At 64.4% G+C, this 15,449-nt stretch carries 15 protein-coding genes; 10 read left to right on the top strand and 5 right to left on the bottom strand.

The genetic code is table 11. The annotated features are described in order from the left end of the window. The first annotated feature begins 68 nt into the window (after positions 1–68). The 5 genes from QTI04_RS08510 to QTI04_RS08490 all read left to right on the top strand — a co-directional run bounded on the left by QTI04_RS08510 (position 69) and on the right by QTI04_RS08490 (position 5,334). Positions 69–626, top strand: coding sequence for a TRAP transporter small permease (locus tag QTI04_RS08510; protein WP_286601058.1), 558 nt, complete (start codon positions 69–71; stop codon positions 624–626). Between the two features lie 19 nt (positions 627–645). Further along, a complete protein-coding gene (locus tag QTI04_RS08505; protein WP_286615087.1) occupies positions 646–2,040 on the top strand; it encodes a TRAP transporter large permease in 1,395 nt (464 codons plus the stop codon). A gap of 138 nt (positions 2,041–2,178) precedes the next feature. Next, on the top strand, positions 2,179–3,705 hold the full coding sequence (locus QTI04_RS08500) for a UxaA family hydrolase (protein WP_286615085.1): 1,527 nt from the start codon (positions 2,179–2,181) through the stop codon (positions 3,703–3,705). A gap of 17 nt (positions 3,706–3,722) precedes the next feature. Continuing rightward, positions 3,723–4,781 carry a malate/lactate/ureidoglycolate dehydrogenase gene (locus tag QTI04_RS08495; RefSeq protein ID WP_286615083.1) on the top strand — a complete coding sequence of 353 codons (1,059 nt, stop codon included), beginning with the start codon at positions 3,723–3,725 and terminating at the stop codon, positions 4,779–4,781. Positions 4,782–4,980: 199 nt separating this feature from the next. After that, positions 4,981–5,334: an alpha/beta hydrolase gene (locus QTI04_RS08490; protein ID WP_286601053.1), complete on the top strand. Its 354-nt coding sequence runs from the start codon at positions 4,981–4,983 to the stop codon at positions 5,332–5,334. Between the two features lie 82 nt (positions 5,335–5,416). On the opposite strand, the gene QTI04_RS08485 is transcribed toward QTI04_RS08490, so the two are convergent. Continuing rightward, positions 5,417–6,799: a TAXI family TRAP transporter solute-binding subunit gene (locus QTI04_RS08485; RefSeq protein WP_286601052.1), complete on the bottom strand. Its 1,383-nt coding sequence runs from the start codon at positions 6,797–6,799 to the stop codon at positions 5,417–5,419. Between the two features lie 174 nt (positions 6,800–6,973). Between QTI04_RS08485 and QTI04_RS08480 the strand changes: the two genes are divergently transcribed. After that, positions 6,974–7,390 carry a DUF2501 domain-containing protein gene (locus tag QTI04_RS08480; RefSeq protein ID WP_286601051.1) on the top strand — a complete coding sequence of 139 codons (417 nt, stop codon included), beginning with the start codon at positions 6,974–6,976 and terminating at the stop codon, positions 7,388–7,390. Between the two features lie 55 nt (positions 7,391–7,445). Here QTI04_RS08480 and slmA read toward each other — a convergent pair whose 3' ends face one another. Continuing rightward, positions 7,446–8,090, bottom strand: a complete 645-nt coding sequence (gene slmA, locus QTI04_RS08475; protein WP_286615360.1) for a nucleoid occlusion factor SlmA — start codon at positions 8,088–8,090, stop codon at positions 7,446–7,448. Positions 8,091–8,214: 124 nt separating this feature from the next. Between slmA and galE the strand changes: the two genes are divergently transcribed. After that, the gene (galE, locus tag QTI04_RS08470; protein ID WP_286615081.1) at positions 8,215–9,231 is read left to right on the top strand and encodes a UDP-glucose 4-epimerase GalE; all 1,017 of its coding nucleotides are present in this window, start codon (positions 8,215–8,217) and stop codon (positions 9,229–9,231) included. Positions 9,232–9,268: 37 nt separating this feature from the next. Here galE and argB read toward each other — a convergent pair whose 3' ends face one another. Together argB and QTI04_RS08460 are read right to left on the bottom strand one after the other, a co-directional pair. Beyond that, a complete protein-coding gene (gene argB, locus QTI04_RS08465) occupies positions 9,269–10,162 on the bottom strand; it encodes an acetylglutamate kinase (protein WP_286571291.1) in 894 nt (297 codons plus the stop codon). 42 nt (positions 10,163–10,204) lie between these two features. Further along, positions 10,205–11,299 carry a glycosyltransferase gene (locus QTI04_RS08460; RefSeq protein WP_286615080.1) on the bottom strand — a complete coding sequence of 365 codons (1,095 nt, stop codon included), beginning with the start codon at positions 11,297–11,299 and terminating at the stop codon, positions 10,205–10,207. Positions 11,300–11,349: 50 nt separating this feature from the next. Between QTI04_RS08460 and QTI04_RS08455 the strand changes: the two genes are divergently transcribed. Further along, the gene (locus QTI04_RS08455; RefSeq protein WP_286615078.1) at positions 11,350–12,096 is read left to right on the top strand and encodes a glycosyltransferase; all 747 of its coding nucleotides are present in this window, start codon (positions 11,350–11,352) and stop codon (positions 12,094–12,096) included. 1 nt (position 12,097) lies between these two features. Here QTI04_RS08455 and QTI04_RS08450 read toward each other — a convergent pair whose 3' ends face one another. Next, entirely contained in the window at positions 12,098–13,201 is a 1,104-nt protein-coding gene (locus QTI04_RS08450; RefSeq protein ID WP_286615077.1) for a glycosyltransferase family 2 protein, read from the bottom strand. A 27-nt stretch (positions 13,202–13,228) separates the two neighbouring features. On the opposite strand from QTI04_RS08450, the gene QTI04_RS08445 reads away from it, so the two are divergent. Next, positions 13,229–14,647 (top strand): mannose-1-phosphate guanylyltransferase/mannose-6-phosphate isomerase, encoded by a 1,419-nt coding sequence (locus QTI04_RS08445; protein WP_286615075.1) that lies wholly within the window; start codon positions 13,229–13,231, stop codon positions 14,645–14,647. Next, positions 14,644–15,447, top strand: coding sequence for an ABC transporter permease (locus QTI04_RS08440; protein WP_286615074.1), 804 nt, complete (start codon positions 14,644–14,646; stop codon positions 15,445–15,447). Before QTI04_RS08445 ends, QTI04_RS08440 begins: the two co-directional genes overlap by 4 nt. Positions 15,448–15,449: the final 2 nt, after the last annotated feature.

Raw genomic sequence — 15,449 nt, 5'->3', positions numbered from 1 at the left:
CGGAGCCGGTTCCGCGGTGTTTTCCGAAGTAGCCGCGCAGTGCCTGCGGGCTGATCAAGGAGATCCGTTTGACTGACCAGAAAATCATTGATGACGAGGGCCACTTTCATGCGGAGGACGAGGTGGTCGACCTGTCGGACACCATTGCAGAGGGGTGGATCGCGCTCGCGATCTTCTGGATGTTGGGGCTCACGGTGTTCTACCAGTTCGTCACGCGGTACGTGATGAACGACTCCGCGGCCTGGACCGAAGAGGTCGCGCGCTACATGCTCATCGGCGTGGTCTTCATCGGCGCAGCGATCGGCGTGGCGAAGAACAATCAGATCCAGGTCGACTTCTTCTACCGCCACATTCCGGCGGCGATGGGCCGCTGGATGTCGAAAGCCGTGGACGTGATCCGCGTCCTCTTCTTCATCGCGGCCGTGGTAATGACGGTTCAGATGATGCTCAAGATCGGCAACCAGACGCGCATGACCATCGTCGATCTGCCGATGAACATCGTCTACGGCCTCTGCCTGTTCGGCTTTGCCGCGATGGCGTGGCGCTCCGTGCAGACCGCGCGCATCCACTGGCGACGCGGCTACAGCGTGCTCGAGCGCCCCGAATCCACCCTGGCCGACCACTGACGAACGGAAGCCCACGCCCATGCTGAAAATCTTCTTCCTGGTCTTCATGGCCGGCGGCATTCCGGTCGCCATCGCCATGGCTGGCGCCTCGCTCGCCTACATCCTGCTGTCGAGCAGCCTGCCGCCCTTCGTCGTGATCCACCGCATGGTGAGCGGCATCGACAGCTTCCCGCTGCTGGCCGTTCCCTTCTTCATCCTCGCCGGCAACCTGATGAACAACGCCGGCATCACGACGCGCATCTACAACTTCGCGCTGGCGCTGGTGGGCTGGATGAAGGGCGGGCTCGGCCACGTCAACGTGCTGGGCTCCGTGATCTTCGCCGGCATGAGCGGCACCGCGATCGCCGATGCGGCAGGCCTGGGCACCATCGAGATCAAGGCGATGAAGGAGCACGGCTACGACGCCGAATTCGCAGTGGGCGTCACGGCCGCCTCGGCAACGCTCGGGCCCATCATTCCGCCGAGCCTGCCTTTCGTGATCTACGGGATGATGGCCAACGTGTCGGTCGGCGCTCTCTTCCTGGCGGGCATCCTGCCGGGCGCGATGATGGCCATCCTGATGATGCTCACGGTCGCCTACTTTGCGCACAAGAACAAGTGGGGCGGCGACGTCAAGTTTTCGAGCACGCGGCTGTTCAAGGCGTTGAGCGAACTTGCGGTGGTGGTCGGCTGGCCGCTGCTGTTGTGGGTGGTCATCGACAAGGCCGGAGCGCCTGCGCAGCTGACCGTGTTCGCCGGGCTCGCGGCGCTCTTCGTGCTGGACAGGATCTTCAAGTTCGAGGCGCTGCTGCCGATCATGACGCCGGTGCTGCTGATCGGCGGCATGACCACCGGACTCTTCACGCCGACCGAGGGCGCCATCGCCGCTTGCGTGTGGGCCATGATCCTCGGCTTCGCGTGGTACGGCACGCTCTCCTGGAAGATGTTCGTCAAGGTCTGCCTCGACACGATCGAAACGACGTCGACGGTGCTTTTCATCGTCGCCGCCGCTTCCATCTTCGGGTGGATGCTGACGGCCACCGGCGTCACGGCGGACATCGCCGCCTGGGTGCTCGGCTTCACAAAGGAGGCCTGGGTCTTCCTGTTGCTGGCGAACCTGCTGATGCTGTTCGTCGGCTGCTTCCTGGAGCCGACGGCCGCGATCACGATCCTGGTGCCGATCCTGCTGCCGATCGCAACGCACCTCGGCATCGATCCGATCCACTTCGGGCTGGTGATGGTGCTGAATCTCATGATCGGCCTGCTGCATCCGCCGATGGGCATGGTGCTCTTCGTGCTTGCACGCGTGGCGGGCCTGAGTTTCGAGCGCACGACGATGGCGATCCTGCCGTGGCTGGTTCCACTGCTGGTGAGTCTCGCGATCATCACCTACATGCCGTCACTGGTACTGTGGCTGCCCAAAATGTTCTTCTAGAAAACGCCCCCAGGCTGCGCGCACTGCGTGTCGCTTCGCCAACCCCCTCGCGGCGGCGCCGCCGGCGGCCCGGCAAAGCCGGTTGCGCGGCGGCCTGGAACTGGCGCTGCGATTGAATCGATCCTAAGAGGTATCACGATGAATCCCTTCATTCGACTCCACCCCGCCGACGATGTTGTCATCGCGCGCGGCCAACTGGTCGGCGGCACGCCGGTCGAAAGCGTCACGGCGCGCGGGCTGATTCCACCGGGCCACAAGATTGCGGTGCGCGCCATCGGACAAGGCGAGCCAGTGCGGCGCTACAACCAGATCATCGGTTTCGCGAGCAAGCCGATCGCGCCCGGCGAGCACGTGCACACGCACAACCTCGACCTGGGGCCGGACAAGGGCCACTTCGACCGCGACTACGCCTTCGGCGCCGATGTGAAGCCGCCGCCCGCGCGGCGCGAGGCGAGCTTCATGGGCATCCGTCGTGCCGACGGCCGCGTGGCAACGCGCAACTACATCGGCGTGCTGACCAGCGTGAACTGCTCCGCCACGGCGGCGCGGGCCATCGCGGACCACTTCTCGCGCAAGACCAATCCGGCGGCACTCGCGGACTATCCCAACGTCGACGGCGTGGTGGCGCTCACCCACGGCACGGGCTGCGGCATGGACACGGGCGGCATGGGCATGCAGATCCTCGAACGCACGCTGACGGGCTATGCGACGCACGCGAATTTCGCGGCGGTGCTGGTGGTCGGCCTGGGCTGCGAGGCCAACCAGATCAATGCATGGCTGGCGACCGGCAACCTGAGCGAGGGCGAGAACTTCCGCGTCTTCAACATCCAGGACACCGGCGGTACGCGCAAGACGGTCGAGAAGGGGGTGGCGCTCATCAACGAGATGCTGCCGCGCGCCAATGCCGTGAAGCGCGAGCCCTGCAGCGCGGCGCACATCACGATCGGGCTGCAATGCGGCGGCTCGGACGGCTACTCCGGCATCAGCGCCAATCCGGCGCTCGGCGCCGCGGTCGACCTGCTGGTGGCTCATGGCGGCACCGCGATCCTGTCGGAAACGCCCGAGGTGTACGGCGCCGAGCACCTGCTCACGCGGCGCGCCGTCAAGCGCGAAGTCGGCGAAAAACTGGTCGAGCGCATCCGCTGGTGGGAGCACTACACCGCCATCAACGAAGGCGAGATGAACAACAACCCCTCGCCGGGCAACAAGGCGGGCGGTCTCACGACCATCCTCGAGAAGTCGCTGGGCGCGGTCGCCAAGGGTGGCACCAGCAATCTCGAAGCGGTGTATGAGTACGCCGAGCCCGTGACGGCACACGGCTTCGTCTACATGGACACGCCGGGCTACGACCCGGTCAGTGCCACAGGGCAAGTGGCCGGCGGCGCGAACATGATCTGCTTCACCACCGGACGCGGTTCGGCCTACGGCTGCGCGCCCTCCCCTTCGCTGAAGCTCGCTACCAACTCCGCGCTCTGGCAGCGGCAGGAGGAGGACATGGACATCAACTGCGGCGAGATCGTCGAGGGAACCGTGTCCATCCAGGAGATGGGGCAGCGCATCTTCGAACTGGTTCTTGCCACTGCCTCGGGCGAACATTCGAAGAGCGAACAGCATGGCTACGGCCAGAACGAATTCGTGCCGTGGCAAGTCGGCGCCGTCATGTAGGCAGAACAGGAACCTTTATGTCCCAGACTCTTCAAGCATCGACCTTGCGAACGCAGGTCTCATCGATCATCCACGCCGCAGGCAGCACGCCGGCCGAGGCCGAGCAGGTCGCAGCCAACCTCGTGCTCGCCAATCTCAGCGGTCACGATTCGCATGGCGTCGGCATGGTGCCGCGCTATGTGGACGCGGTGGTCGAAGGCGGTCTCAAGCCGAATGCCTCGGTCAAGGTAAATCTCGATGCCGGTGCGATGCTGGCGCTCGACGGCCAGCGTGGCTATGGGCAGATCGTCGGCGTGCAGGCAATGGAACTCGGCATTGCGCGCGCGAAGCAGCAAGGCAGTTGCATCCTCTCGCTCGCAAACGCGCACCACCTGGGGCGCATCGGCCATTTCGCGGAAATGGCGACGGCGCAAGGCCTGGTGGCGATGCACTTCGTCAATGTGCTGTCGCGGCCCGTGGTCGCTCCCTGGGGCGGTGGCGATGGCCGCTTCGGCACCAATCCCTGCTGCATCGGCGTACCCCTCGCGGGCGCCGAGCCCTTCATCCTCGACTTCGCGACCAGCCGGGTTGCGCAGGGAAAGATGCGCGTGGCCTACAACAAGGGCGAGCGCGTGCCGGCGGGCCACCTGATCGACGAGCACGGCGCTCCGACCGATGACCCGGGCGTCGTCGTCGTGCCGCAGAGCAACGGCCTCTTCGGTGCACTCATGACCTTCGGCGAGCACAAGGGCTACGGCATGGCCGTGGCCTGCGAACTGCTCGGAGGCGCGCTGACCGGTGGCGGCACCTGGCATCGTCCCGCCGATACCGCGCGCACTGTGCTCAACGGCATGCTGGCGGTGCTGATCGACCCCGCGAAGCTGGGCACCGAGGCCAGTTTCGAGAAAGAGGCGCGGGCCTTCATCGATTGGCTTCGCCAAAGCCCGCCAGGCGAGGGCTTCGACGCCGTGCAGATCGCCGGCGAGCCCGAGCGCAAGGCGCGTGCGGCGCGCGAACGCGAGGGCATCTGGCTGGACGATGCAACCTGGGGCGAGATCGTCGAATCCGGCCGCAAGGTGGGGGTGTCGATCGTTTGATTGTTTCCAAATGGGTGACGCGGTTCTTCCAAATGCAAGGGTTTTTACTTACCGATTGGCCCCAAACTTCATCCCACGGACCAGCCAGACAAGCTGATCTGGGTGAACAAGGCACAGAGTGAAGTGGCCACCCCGAAGGGCTTGGCACTTAACCCCGAGACCGGTTCGAAATCGTCCAAACGCATTGAAGGAAATTGAAATGAAGACCTCGAAACTCATCGCTGCGGCCGCTCTCTCCGTCCTGGCCGCCGCGGGTGCCGCACACGCGGAAACCTACGAAGGTGTGCATCCCCTGACCACCGCCAACAGCCGTGCCGACGTGAGCGCGGAAGCCAGGGTGGCTGCGCGCAGCGGCAACCCTTACGCTGACGGCTCGGATGCCGGCGTGCAGGCCGTCGCATCGAACACCGACCGCGCTGCGGTCCATGCCCAGGCCGTGGCCGCAGCACACAACCCGCTGCAGAGCCTCGACCGCCGCGCCTTCTACCGCGACCAGGTGCCGGCTGCGTACTACAAGCCGAAGGTTTCGGTGACGCGCCAAGCTGGCCTGTAATCCATCGACGGCACGCTGAAGGCTGGGTCCGCGAGTTCGCGGACCCAGCCTTTTTTCTTTCCGGAGAGCGAGACGGCCAGGCTCAAAGCCCCGATTTTTGGTCTTGCGCTCGGGCAACTTCGGTCTGTCGATTCAATTGCGCGCGCACATAGTCGACGTGCTGGCGCAGCGTGTAGACCCTGTCCGTGAAGTCGAGCGGAAACTTGGTATGGACGATTTCGTCCTCGATCCGATCAAGCTGCGCGAGGGCTTCTCGCCGCTCTTGGGCTTCGAGCTTGCGCGACGCCAGATCTTGCTCCAGAAACTTCAGTTCCCCATAGCGACGGTACAGCCGACTCTGGCGCCGCCAGTTGACCAGCCCGGGCAGCAGCCGGGCCAGCGGGACCAGGATGGCGGCCAGGGGAACCAGCAGCAGCAAGAACCGCTGCGCGTAGTTGGCGGCCCAGAAAGGCAGATAGTTCTGCAGGAAGGGACGCCCGTGCTTGAAGTACCGCTCCGCCTCGGTCGACAGTGGGAAATCCGTCGCCCTCGGGCTCGGAAATTCGTCGGGTCGGTTGATCAGGCTGGGCTGCCTGTGCACCTGTCGCGCCGCTTCGAGCAACAGATAGGCCAGCGCCGGGTGAAGTTCGTCCCGCACGACCAGGTTGGCGGTCGTCGCCAGCAGTTCGATGTCTTGGGGAGGCAAATCGCGCTTCGGATCGACCGAGCCGCGCTTCAGTGTCACCGGTTGAAAGAACGGAAAACGGCGCGAAAGGCCTTCGACATGTTCCAGTGAAGCCAGGTGCATCGCCCCGTCGGCAAGAAGTCTCTGCACTGCCGGAGCCTGGGGCGCCGCGATGATGATGGCCGCGTCGATCTGGTGGCTGTCGAGCATGTCCACGGCCGCCATGCCTCCCTCGCTCACGAAGGTGGTGCCATCCGGTGCGCTGCGCTGGCCGTCCGCCATCACGACGCCGTAGATCGACAACAGTTGGACGGCAACCTTGTAGTTGCCGCTGCCCGGAACGCCGACTGCGATCCGCTTGCCGGCGAGTGCACCCAGGCCCTTCGACAGGTCGAGCGTGTGCGTGAAGATCCACACCGGCTCGAAGGCGACTGTCGCCAGCGAGCGCAGTGGCGTCGCATCGGGCGACGCATCGGGGTCGAGTGCCAGCACGCCCGTGCCGCCCTGGACGAAGGCCACCGAAACCGAACCCTCGTTCAGCCGCTGCAGGTTCTCGACACCGCCGCTCGAAGGGCGCAACTCGAGCGCAATGCCGTTGGCTCGGAGGATGTCCTGATATCGCTGTCCGAAGCGGTGGTAGGCACCATCGGCCACGCCGGTGCTCATCACCATCGTGCGCGGCGGCGTGGGGCTGATGAAGCGCACCACGAACCAGATGGCGGCGGTGAGGGCGGCGATCAGCGCCAACCAGAACAACAGGCGACGTCCAGTGGGCAGCGTTGGCAATGCCGGAGTCTTCATGCGTGAACCTGAAGCATTGGATGATCCATTCTGCCCGCGACACTACGGCCGGAAAGGGATAGCGGGCCGCATCGCCGGCGTGAAGCATGCGCCCACGAACTGTTTCAATGTCGCGGCTGTCGCGTCACGGGCTTGAGCTATGGTCGTTGCAATCTCACGTTCCAAGGAGGCCACATGACCATCTCTCGCTACCCATTCGCCAGTATCGGCGCCGCTCTCGTCCTGCTCGCCACGGGCTCGGTTCAGGCCCAAGGCCTGGACGCGCTGAAGGGGCTTGCGGGAGGCGGAGGTTCATCGTCAGCGCTGGGCTCGATGGCATCCGGCAGCCTCGGCAATGCGGCAGGCGTTCTCGAATACTGCCTGAAGAACAAATATCTGAGCGGCGACGCCGCATCCTCGGTCAAGGACCAGCTCATGAGCAAGATCCCCGGTGGCAAGCCCGCGTCGGACAGCGGCTATGTCGACGGCTCGCAAGGCATCCTGACCGGCAGCGACGGCAAGAAGATGGACTTGACCGGCGGCGGGCTCAAGCAGGAAATCACCAAGAGGGCCTGCGACTTCGTCCTCCAGCAAGGCAAGAGCATGATCTGACCCCAGCCGTTCGGGGCAACTCAGCTCTGCCGCCGAGGGCGCGCCGCCGCCAACCTCAAAGCATCAGAGCGACCGCGGCGTCCAGATTCTCGGAAGGCGCGCGCCGGAAGCCCGAACGGGCAAAGCGCTGCAACCGCCCCACCACGAAGGCGGTCAGCGCCGATGCCCTCACCTGCGCATCGACGCTGGGCGTGGCCGACCCGTCGACCGCCGCCGCGTCGCGGAGCGCCTGGCGCAAGGTTGCCTCGATCTTGTCGAAGAACTGGTTCATCCGGCTCTGTAGCCGTTCGTTCTCGAAGACCAGCGCGTCGCCGACCATCACCCGCGTCATGCCCGGATTCTTCTCGGCGAACTGCACCAGCATCGCGACGATGTGTGCAGCCTGCTCGGTGCCCACGGCGTCGCGTTCGACGATCTGGTTGACCAACGTGAACACGCTCTGTTCGATGAAGTCGATCAGGCCTTCGAACATCTGCGCCTTGCTGGCGAAATGCCGATACAGCGCTGCCTCGCTGACGTCGAGCCGGGCCGCCAAGGCCGCAGTGGTCACGCGCTCGGCTCCGGGCTGTTCGAGCATGGCGGCCAGGGCCTGGAGGATCTGCACGCGCCGTTCTCCCGGCTTGGGGCGTTTGCGGGTCGGTGCGGCCGCCGGTTCTGAACTGATTGGCGCGTCGGAGGCGCTTTGCTCGTCGTTCTGCATGGGCGCGTGCAAAATGTAAAAAAATGATTCTCGCACACGCCAGTTAGCGTGCGCCAACCGGGCATGCCCTGCTTGTCGCGCAGAATCGACAGGTAGTTCCACGGGGGCAGAACGCCAAATAGTTATGAGTCAGACCATTCTTGTGACCGGAGGTGCGGGTTTTATCGGCAGCCACACCTGCGTCGCGCTGGCAGCAGCCGGCTACGAACCGCTGATCCTGGACAACCTCGGCAACAGCGACGTCCGGGTGCTGGAGCGGCTGGAACGCATCATCGGCACCAGACCCCGTTTCATCGAAGGCGACGTGCGCGACCGGGCCTTGCTCGACAAGCTCTTTCGTGAGCGGCCGGTCGGCGGCGTCATCCATTTTGCAGGCCTCAAGGCGGTCGGCGATTCGGTGGCCGACCCGATCACCTACTACGACAACAACGTGCATGGCAGCTTCGTGCTCGCGGCGGCGATGCAGGCGGCGGGGGTTCGCACGTTGATCTTCTCTTCCTCGGCGACCGTGTATGGCGACCCCGACCGCTCACCGATCCCGGAAGACGCGCCCCTGCGGCCGGCCAACCCCTACGGCCGATCAAAGCTCATGGTTGAAGAGGCGCTAGGTGACCTGCATCGCGCGCACCCTGCCTGGCGCATTGCGCTACTGCGCTACTTCAATCCCGTCGGCGCACACGAAAGCGGCCTGATCGGCGAACACCCGCAAGGCAAGCCGAACAACCTGATGCCTTTCGTCTCCCAGGTGGCGGTCGGCCTGCGCGACAAGCTGGCCGTCCACGGCGGCGACTACCCGACGCCGGACGGCACCGGCGTGCGCGACTACGTGCATGTCATGGACCTCGCCGAAGGCCACGTGGCGGCACTGCGCCATGCGGAAAAGCGGCCCGGACTGGTCACGCTCAATCTCGGCACCGGCCACGGCGCATCAGTACTCGATGTCGTGAAGGCCTTCGAACGCGCCAGCGGCCAAAGCATCGCCTACGAAATCGGCCCACGCAGACCCGGTGACGTCCCCGCCTACTGGGGCGACCCAACGCTGGCGCAAGCCACGTTGGGCTGGCGTGCATCGCGCGGCGTGGACCAGATGTGCGCCGACAGCTGGCGCTGGCAACAAGCCAATCCCAACGGCTACGCATAGCCCCAAGGGCAAGCAAAGCGAAGCCCGAGGGCGAGTTCTACCGGGCTCGGATCATCGTGCCGTAAGCCTGGTCGGTGAGGATTTCCAGCAGCATGGCGTGCGGCACACGGCCATCGATGATGTGCACCGCGTTCACCCCGCTCTTCGCGGCGTCGAGAGCGCCTTCAATCTTCGGCAGCATGCCGCCGGAGATGGTCCCGTCGGCAAAGAGCTCGTCGATCTCGCGGGCGCTCAGGTCCGTCAGCAGCTTGCCGTCCTTGTCGAGCACGCCCGGCGTGTTGGTCAGCATCATCAGCTTCTCGGCCTTGAGCACCGTGGCGAGCTTGCCCGCGACGACGTCGGCGTTGATGTTGTAGCTCTCGTTCTCCTCGCCGAAGCCGATCGGGCTCACGACGGGAATGAAGGCGTCGTCCTGCAGCGCCTTGACCACGCTCGGGTCGATCGAGACGATGTCGCCGACCTGTCCAACGTCGTGGTGCAGGTTGGGGTCGTTGCGATCCGCCATCTTGAGTTTCTGGGCGCGGATCAATCCGCCGTCGCGCCCCGTGAGACCCACCGCCTTGCCGCCCGCCTGGTTGATCAGGCCCACGATGTCCTGCTGAACCTCACCGGCCAAAACCCATTCGACCACCTCCATGGTCTCGGAGTCGGTCACGCGCATGCCTTGGATGAAATGGCCCTTCTTGCCGAGCCGGTTGAGTGCCGCCTCGATCTGCGGGCCGCCGCCGTGCACCACCACCGGGTTCATGCCGACCAGCTTGAGCAACACCACGTCTTCGGCGAAATCAGCCTGCAGCTCAGGGTCGGTCATCGCATTGCCGCCGTACTTGATGACGATCGTCTTGCCGTGGAACTTGCGAATGTACGGAAGCGCCTGCGCCAGGATTTCGGCCTTGTCGCGCGGCGGGATGTTGAGCACGGGATCGGTCATGGTGAGCAACGGAGAGAAGAGACTTTGAATTGTGGCGGAACGTCAGGGGCGCAGCCAGCGGGGCACCTTGAACCGCACGATCATCAGATAGGCAGCGACGTAAGTTGCCACGAACAGGGCGCAGAACGCCATCAGCACCGGCGTGTTGTTCCAGAACAGCACGGCCGGCACCACGGTCAGCGCCGCGAAGATCCACAGGTACGGCGAAGTCCGGTTGTTGCGCGCCAGCAGTTGGCGCGCTTCGTCATCCGCGAAAGCGACTCGGACGATGCGCCGGAAGATCAGCTGATGAAAGTGCAGGGCATCCGCCGTGCCAGGGGATTGCCCCCGTGCGATCTTGCGATAGATGGAAAACACCGTCTCCCACACCGGATAGATCAGAAGCAGCATCGGGAACCAGGGCGAAACGACCCGGTGCCGCTGCACCAGGGTGACTGCGGCCACGGCAATCACCATGCCCCAGACGTAGGCGCCGCCGTCTCCTGCAAAGATCTTGCCGCGCGGGTAGTTCCAGATCAGGAAGCCGACAGTGGCGCCCACGAGGCAGATCACCATGGCGGCCAACTGCCGGTCACCCACCTGCAGTGCCACATGCGAGATGGCCAGGCAGACCAGGACGGCCACAGTTCCGGCCAGCCCGTTGTAGCCGTCGATGATGTTGAACGCATGCGGCAAGCCGCCAATGGCAAACGCCGCAAACAGAAGCCCCGCATAGGGCGCGGCCTGTATCCAACCGTCGACGGCGGCGACGCCGGTGCGTGACACGCCCAGATGGAGCACCCAGCACAGCAGCAGTGCAGAACCGATGGTGAGCCCGAGCCGGTACCGCACCGACACCCGCTGGGTCACATCCTCGATGATGCCGCCGAGCACGGCCGGGGCAGTGCACAGCAGCGTAAGCGCAGAGGCCTTCAGCGGCCACGACACATTGAAGGGGTCCGATGGCACCCCCGCGACCAGCCAGGCGACACCCATGCCTACAAAAATGCCGGCACCTCCCAGCCGCGGGACGTGGCCCTTGTGAAAGCGCTGCGGCATGTCGTGGCCGTAGCGCCGCGCATGCCGGCGCGCACGGCGCATGAAGATCTGCACGGCAAATGCAGAAAGGAGAAAACTGATGACGATCAGAGCAATCATGGGGTGGGAGCGGGAACTCTAGAATTCCCGAGCGAAATTAGACCATGCCGATGTCCCCTCCCCCCACTCCTCCCATCACGGTTTCGATCGTGAGCCATGGTCAGCTCGAACTGGTGCTCCCGCTGCTCGACGAGTTGGACCAGTTCAACCGAGGGATCGTCGCCAAGCTCGTGCTCACGCTCAACATCCCCGAGCCCGACCTGCTCGCTGGCCGTACGTGGGGTTTCGAGATCGAACGCATCGAGAACACGGAGCCAAAGGGCTTCGGCGCAAACCACAACCAGGCGTTTGCGCACTGCACCACCCCGTGGTTCCTGGTACTCAATCCGGACATTCGTTTCGACAGTGACGTGCTGACCCCCCTGGTCTCCCGAGCCGCTCGGGACAGCGGCCTGCTCGCACCGCGAATCCTCGAACCCGGGAAGCCGACACCCGAGCAGCACCGCGCGATCATCACGCCGCTGGAAATCGTTTCACGCAAGCGTCCCGACTATGTTCGCCCCGTGATCCCGGCCTGGATTCCGGGCCTGTTCATGCTGTTTCGCTGTGAGGCGTACCGCCAGATCGAAGGCTTCGACGAACGCTTCTTCATGTACGGCGAGGACTTCGACATCTGCGCCCGCCTTCGCCTCGCGGGGTGGAAGCTGCAGATCGCGGAGCAACTGCAGGCCCGGCACGACGCTCGACGGGCAAGCCATCGGAGCAAGCGGCATCTCTACTGGCACGTGACCAGCCTGTTGAAGGTGTGGTTTTCGGCTGCGTTCTGGCGCTATTGGCGCCTGGAGCGGGCTGGCTGAGTCAGGCCGATTCGAACAGGTCGCGCACCACGCCCCTGACACCGCGACCGAACTTGTTGTAGCGCCCCGTCAGGACTTCCCGCAGCACGGGCAACCAGCGCGCGATGCGTGACCTCGGCAGCGCCGCGCGAAAGCGCTGGTGAGCCACCTTCAGGCGCGCCTTTTCAATGAAGGCGGGCGGGATCCTGTCGCCGAGCTCAAGCAGTCGGGCAAGAAGAAGCTCTGCCTTGTAGGCGCGCTTGACGTGCGTGTCGCCGCGCGAGCCGAACGCCTTGCGCATCTTGTCGAGGAACGCATCGCGCCGCGCACCGATCTGGTTCTCTTCGTGCTGGCGGTAGTCGATCAGCTGATCTTCCAGCAGGTCCACGCGCCCAATGGCTGCGGCGATGATTCCGAGCCACTCGTCGTGCAGCCATTCCGAAGGAAATGGCAAGGCCGCGTCCAGCAGCGAGCGGCGGAAAATGGCAGTCGCGCCGGTCACCAGGTTTCGTCTCAGGAGCACATCGAACGCGTTGCCCCCATGGACTCGCTCCAGCTCGATGGGCTCGACCTCCAGCGCATGAAAGAGCGATTGCCCGAGATCGGTGAGCGCACCGTCGACCAATCGCGCATCGGTATGCAGCAACAGCAGGTCGGGGCGCCGCTCAAACTCGGCGGCCATTCGGGCGAGCCGCTCTGGCGGCCATGCGTCGTCCTGATCGCTGAGCGCGATCAGGTCGCCTTGGCACGCACGCGCAGCCTGCTCGAAATTCTTCGTCACGCGCAAGGGCGTCGCGTTCTGCAGCACGCGCAGCACCACCGAGGGCCCCGGATGTACGGCATTGCATTCCTCGACCGTCCGGCGGGCGATCTCGACGCAGCCATCCTTCGAGGCGTCGTCAGAAACCACGATCTCCCGGGGCCGCAGCGTCTGCAGGCAAATGCTGCGGATTTGCTCGCCAATGAAGCGCGCGCCGTTGTAAGTGCAAAGAGCAACGGAAACGGACACGTCGGCGGCAGGAGATTCGGGATGTGTGGTCAAGCGACGCCTTGAGCGAATGGGAGCGGCGGAATTATCCTCGCCGGGGCCCGGGCGCAGCCGGCGGGAGAGCGCCGGTAAAATCATCGGCCCTACTCAACGTATAGGAAAAAGATGCGCGTGCTTTCTGTGGTTCTCTCGGGAGGCTCCGGCTCCAGGCTCTGGCCTCTTTCCCGGCAAGGCTTCCCCAAGCCATTCATGAAGCTCGGCGACTCGACGCTCCTCCAGCAAGCCATCGAGCGCGGGCAGGCCTGCGGTACCGGCGACCTGATGGTCGTGACCAACCAGGACCACCTCTTCCTCACCAAGGACGTGTTGCGGCAGATGTCCGATGCGCCCGAGACCACTCTCCTGCTGGAACCGAAGGGACGCAACACGGGGCCCGCCATTGCGCTGGCGGCACTTGAATGCATCAAGAAGTTCGGCGGCGACACTGTGATGCTCGTGCTCTCGGCAGACCACCTGGTGCCTGATGTCGAAGCCTTCGTGGCCAGCGCCAGCCAGGCCTTCCGGCTGGCGGCACAGGGCTCGCTGGTTGTTTTCGGCATCAGCCCGACTGCGCCCGACACCGGATTCGGCTATGTCGAGGTCGCGAACGTCTCGCGCGAAAGCCAGCCAGCCAAGCGCTTCGTCGAGAAGCCGGACCTCCAGACCGCCCAGGAATACCTGGCCACGGGCCGCTACTACTGGAACAGCGGCATGTTCTGCTTCACCGCGGATGCGATCGTCTCGGCGTTCGAGAGGTATGCGCCGGAACTCCTGGCCGCAGCCCGCCGAGCCCTCGACTCGGCACAGGCCGATGGCAATGCAGTGCGCTTCAATGCGCATGCCTTCGGCCTCCAGCCGGACATCAGCATCGACTACGCGGTCATGGAGCGGGCCGACAACGTGCACGTCGTGCCCGCCAAGTTCGGCTGGAGCGACGTGGGATCCTGGCCTTCGGTCGCCAAGGCGCACGGTCCCGACGCCAGCGGCAACACCATGCCGCGCGACGTGGTGGCGATCGACACCAGCGGCACCCACGTTCAGGTCGAAAGCCACGGACCGAAGATCGTGGCCACGCTCGGCGTGAGCGACCTCGTGATCGTCGATACGCCCGATGCACTGCTGGTTGCCCACAAAGACAGCGCCCAGAAGGTCAAGACGGTCGTCGACACCTTGAAGAACCGCAAGCACGAATCGGTGAACCTGCCCGCAGTGGTGCATCGTCCATGGGGCACCTATGCGTCCCTCAAGGAAGAGGACGGCTACAAGGTCAAGCGCATCACGGTCAAACCGGGCGAGTCGCTATCGTTGCAATACCACCATCAGCGCGCAGAGCATTGGGTCGTCGTTCGGGGAACCGCGATCGTCCAGGTGGGCGAGGTGGAACACAAGACACTGCCTGGCGAATACCGCTACATCCCACTCAAGGAGAAACATCGTTTGACGAATATCGGAAAGGATGAGCTGGTGCTCATCGAAGTGCAATGTGGCGTTTATCTCGGCGAGGACGACATCGTACGGCTGGCTGACACCTACGGTCGCGTATGAGCGAGGCACATTCCAATTTGCATCGCAGCGCGTGGGGCGACTGGTGGGAAGGCACCCGTCGCACCGACATCTGGTGGACGCTGGCCTGGTTCGACATCGTCTTGCGCTATCGCCGGTCCATGCTCGGCCCGCTGTGGCTGACCCTCAGCATGGCGGCCATGATCGGGGGCATGGGCCCGCTCTACAGCTCCCTGTTCGGCACCGAGTTATCCAAGTTCTTCCCGCACCTGGCGCTCGGGATCATCTTCTGGGGCTTTTTCTCCAGCATGGTGACGGAATCGTGCAATGCCTTCATCGGGTCGTCGAACTACCTCAAACAGGGCTATTTCCCGATCAGCATGTTCGTCTGGCGGAGCATGGCGCGCAACCTGATCCAGTTTGCGCATCACATCGTGATCTACATCCCGGTCGCGCTCTGGGCCGGCATTTCACTGTCGTGGTCGGCGCTGCTGTTCTTCCCCGCGTTCCTGCTGGTGCTGGTGAATGCACAGGCCTTGGGCCTGGTGTTGGGGCTCGTCTGCACACGATTCCGCGACGTGACCCAGATCGTCACCAGCGTGATGCAGATGCTGATGTTCCTGACGCCCGTCTTCTGGCTACCCGAGAGCCTGCCAGGGCGCGCTCAGTACATCCTCTGGAACCCGTTCGCGCAAATGCTCGATCTTCTGCGCGCCCCGCTGATGGGAGGCGTATCGCCCGCCTTCAACTGGTGGGGCATTCTCTCGTGGACCGCGGTGAATCTGGTCCTTTGTAGTCTGCTGTTTGCGAAGTATCGCCGCCGCGTCGTCTACTGGCTGTAAAA

The organism is Variovorax sp. J22R115 (assembly GCF_030317005.1).
GTDB lineage: Bacteria > Pseudomonadota > Gammaproteobacteria > Burkholderiales > Burkholderiaceae_C > Variovorax.
The sequence above is the reverse complement of the archived record's forward strand: the minus strand, read 5'-3'. Positions and strand labels throughout refer to the sequence as shown.

Bases quoted from the DNA above. Each gene is read 5' to 3' on its own strand.
- QTI04_RS08480 (WP_286601051.1), top strand. From the start codon at position 6,974: ATGACCATCTCTCGCTACCCATTCGCCAGTATCGGCGCCGCTCTCGTC.
- argB (WP_286571291.1), bottom strand. From the start codon at position 10,162: ATGACCGATCCCGTGCTCAACATCCCGCCGCGCGACAAGGCCGAAATC.
- QTI04_RS08485 (WP_286601052.1), bottom strand. From the start codon at position 6,799: ATGAAGACTCCGGCATTGCCAACGCTGCCCACTGGACGTCGCCTGTTG.
- QTI04_RS08495 (WP_286615083.1), top strand. From the start codon at position 3,723: ATGTCCCAGACTCTTCAAGCATCGACCTTGCGAACGCAGGTCTCATCG.
- QTI04_RS08445 (WP_286615075.1), top strand. From the start codon at position 13,229: ATGCGCGTGCTTTCTGTGGTTCTCTCGGGAGGCTCCGGCTCCAGGCTC.
- QTI04_RS08450 (WP_286615077.1), bottom strand. From the start codon at position 13,201: ATGATTTTACCGGCGCTCTCCCGCCGGCTGCGCCCGGGCCCCGGCGAG.
- QTI04_RS08490 (WP_286601053.1), top strand. From the start codon at position 4,981: ATGAAGACCTCGAAACTCATCGCTGCGGCCGCTCTCTCCGTCCTGGCC.
- galE (WP_286615081.1), top strand. From the start codon at position 8,215: ATGAGTCAGACCATTCTTGTGACCGGAGGTGCGGGTTTTATCGGCAGC.
- QTI04_RS08440 (WP_286615074.1), top strand. From the start codon at position 14,644: ATGAGCGAGGCACATTCCAATTTGCATCGCAGCGCGTGGGGCGACTGG.
- QTI04_RS08455 (WP_286615078.1), top strand. From the start codon at position 11,350: ATGTCCCCTCCCCCCACTCCTCCCATCACGGTTTCGATCGTGAGCCAT.
- slmA (WP_286615360.1), bottom strand. From the start codon at position 8,090: ATGCAGAACGACGAGCAAAGCGCCTCCGACGCGCCAATCAGTTCAGAA.
- QTI04_RS08505 (WP_286615087.1), top strand. From the start codon at position 646: ATGCTGAAAATCTTCTTCCTGGTCTTCATGGCCGGCGGCATTCCGGTC.
- QTI04_RS08460 (WP_286615080.1), bottom strand. From the start codon at position 11,299: ATGATTGCTCTGATCGTCATCAGTTTTCTCCTTTCTGCATTTGCCGTG.
- QTI04_RS08500 (WP_286615085.1), top strand. From the start codon at position 2,179: ATGAATCCCTTCATTCGACTCCACCCCGCCGACGATGTTGTCATCGCG.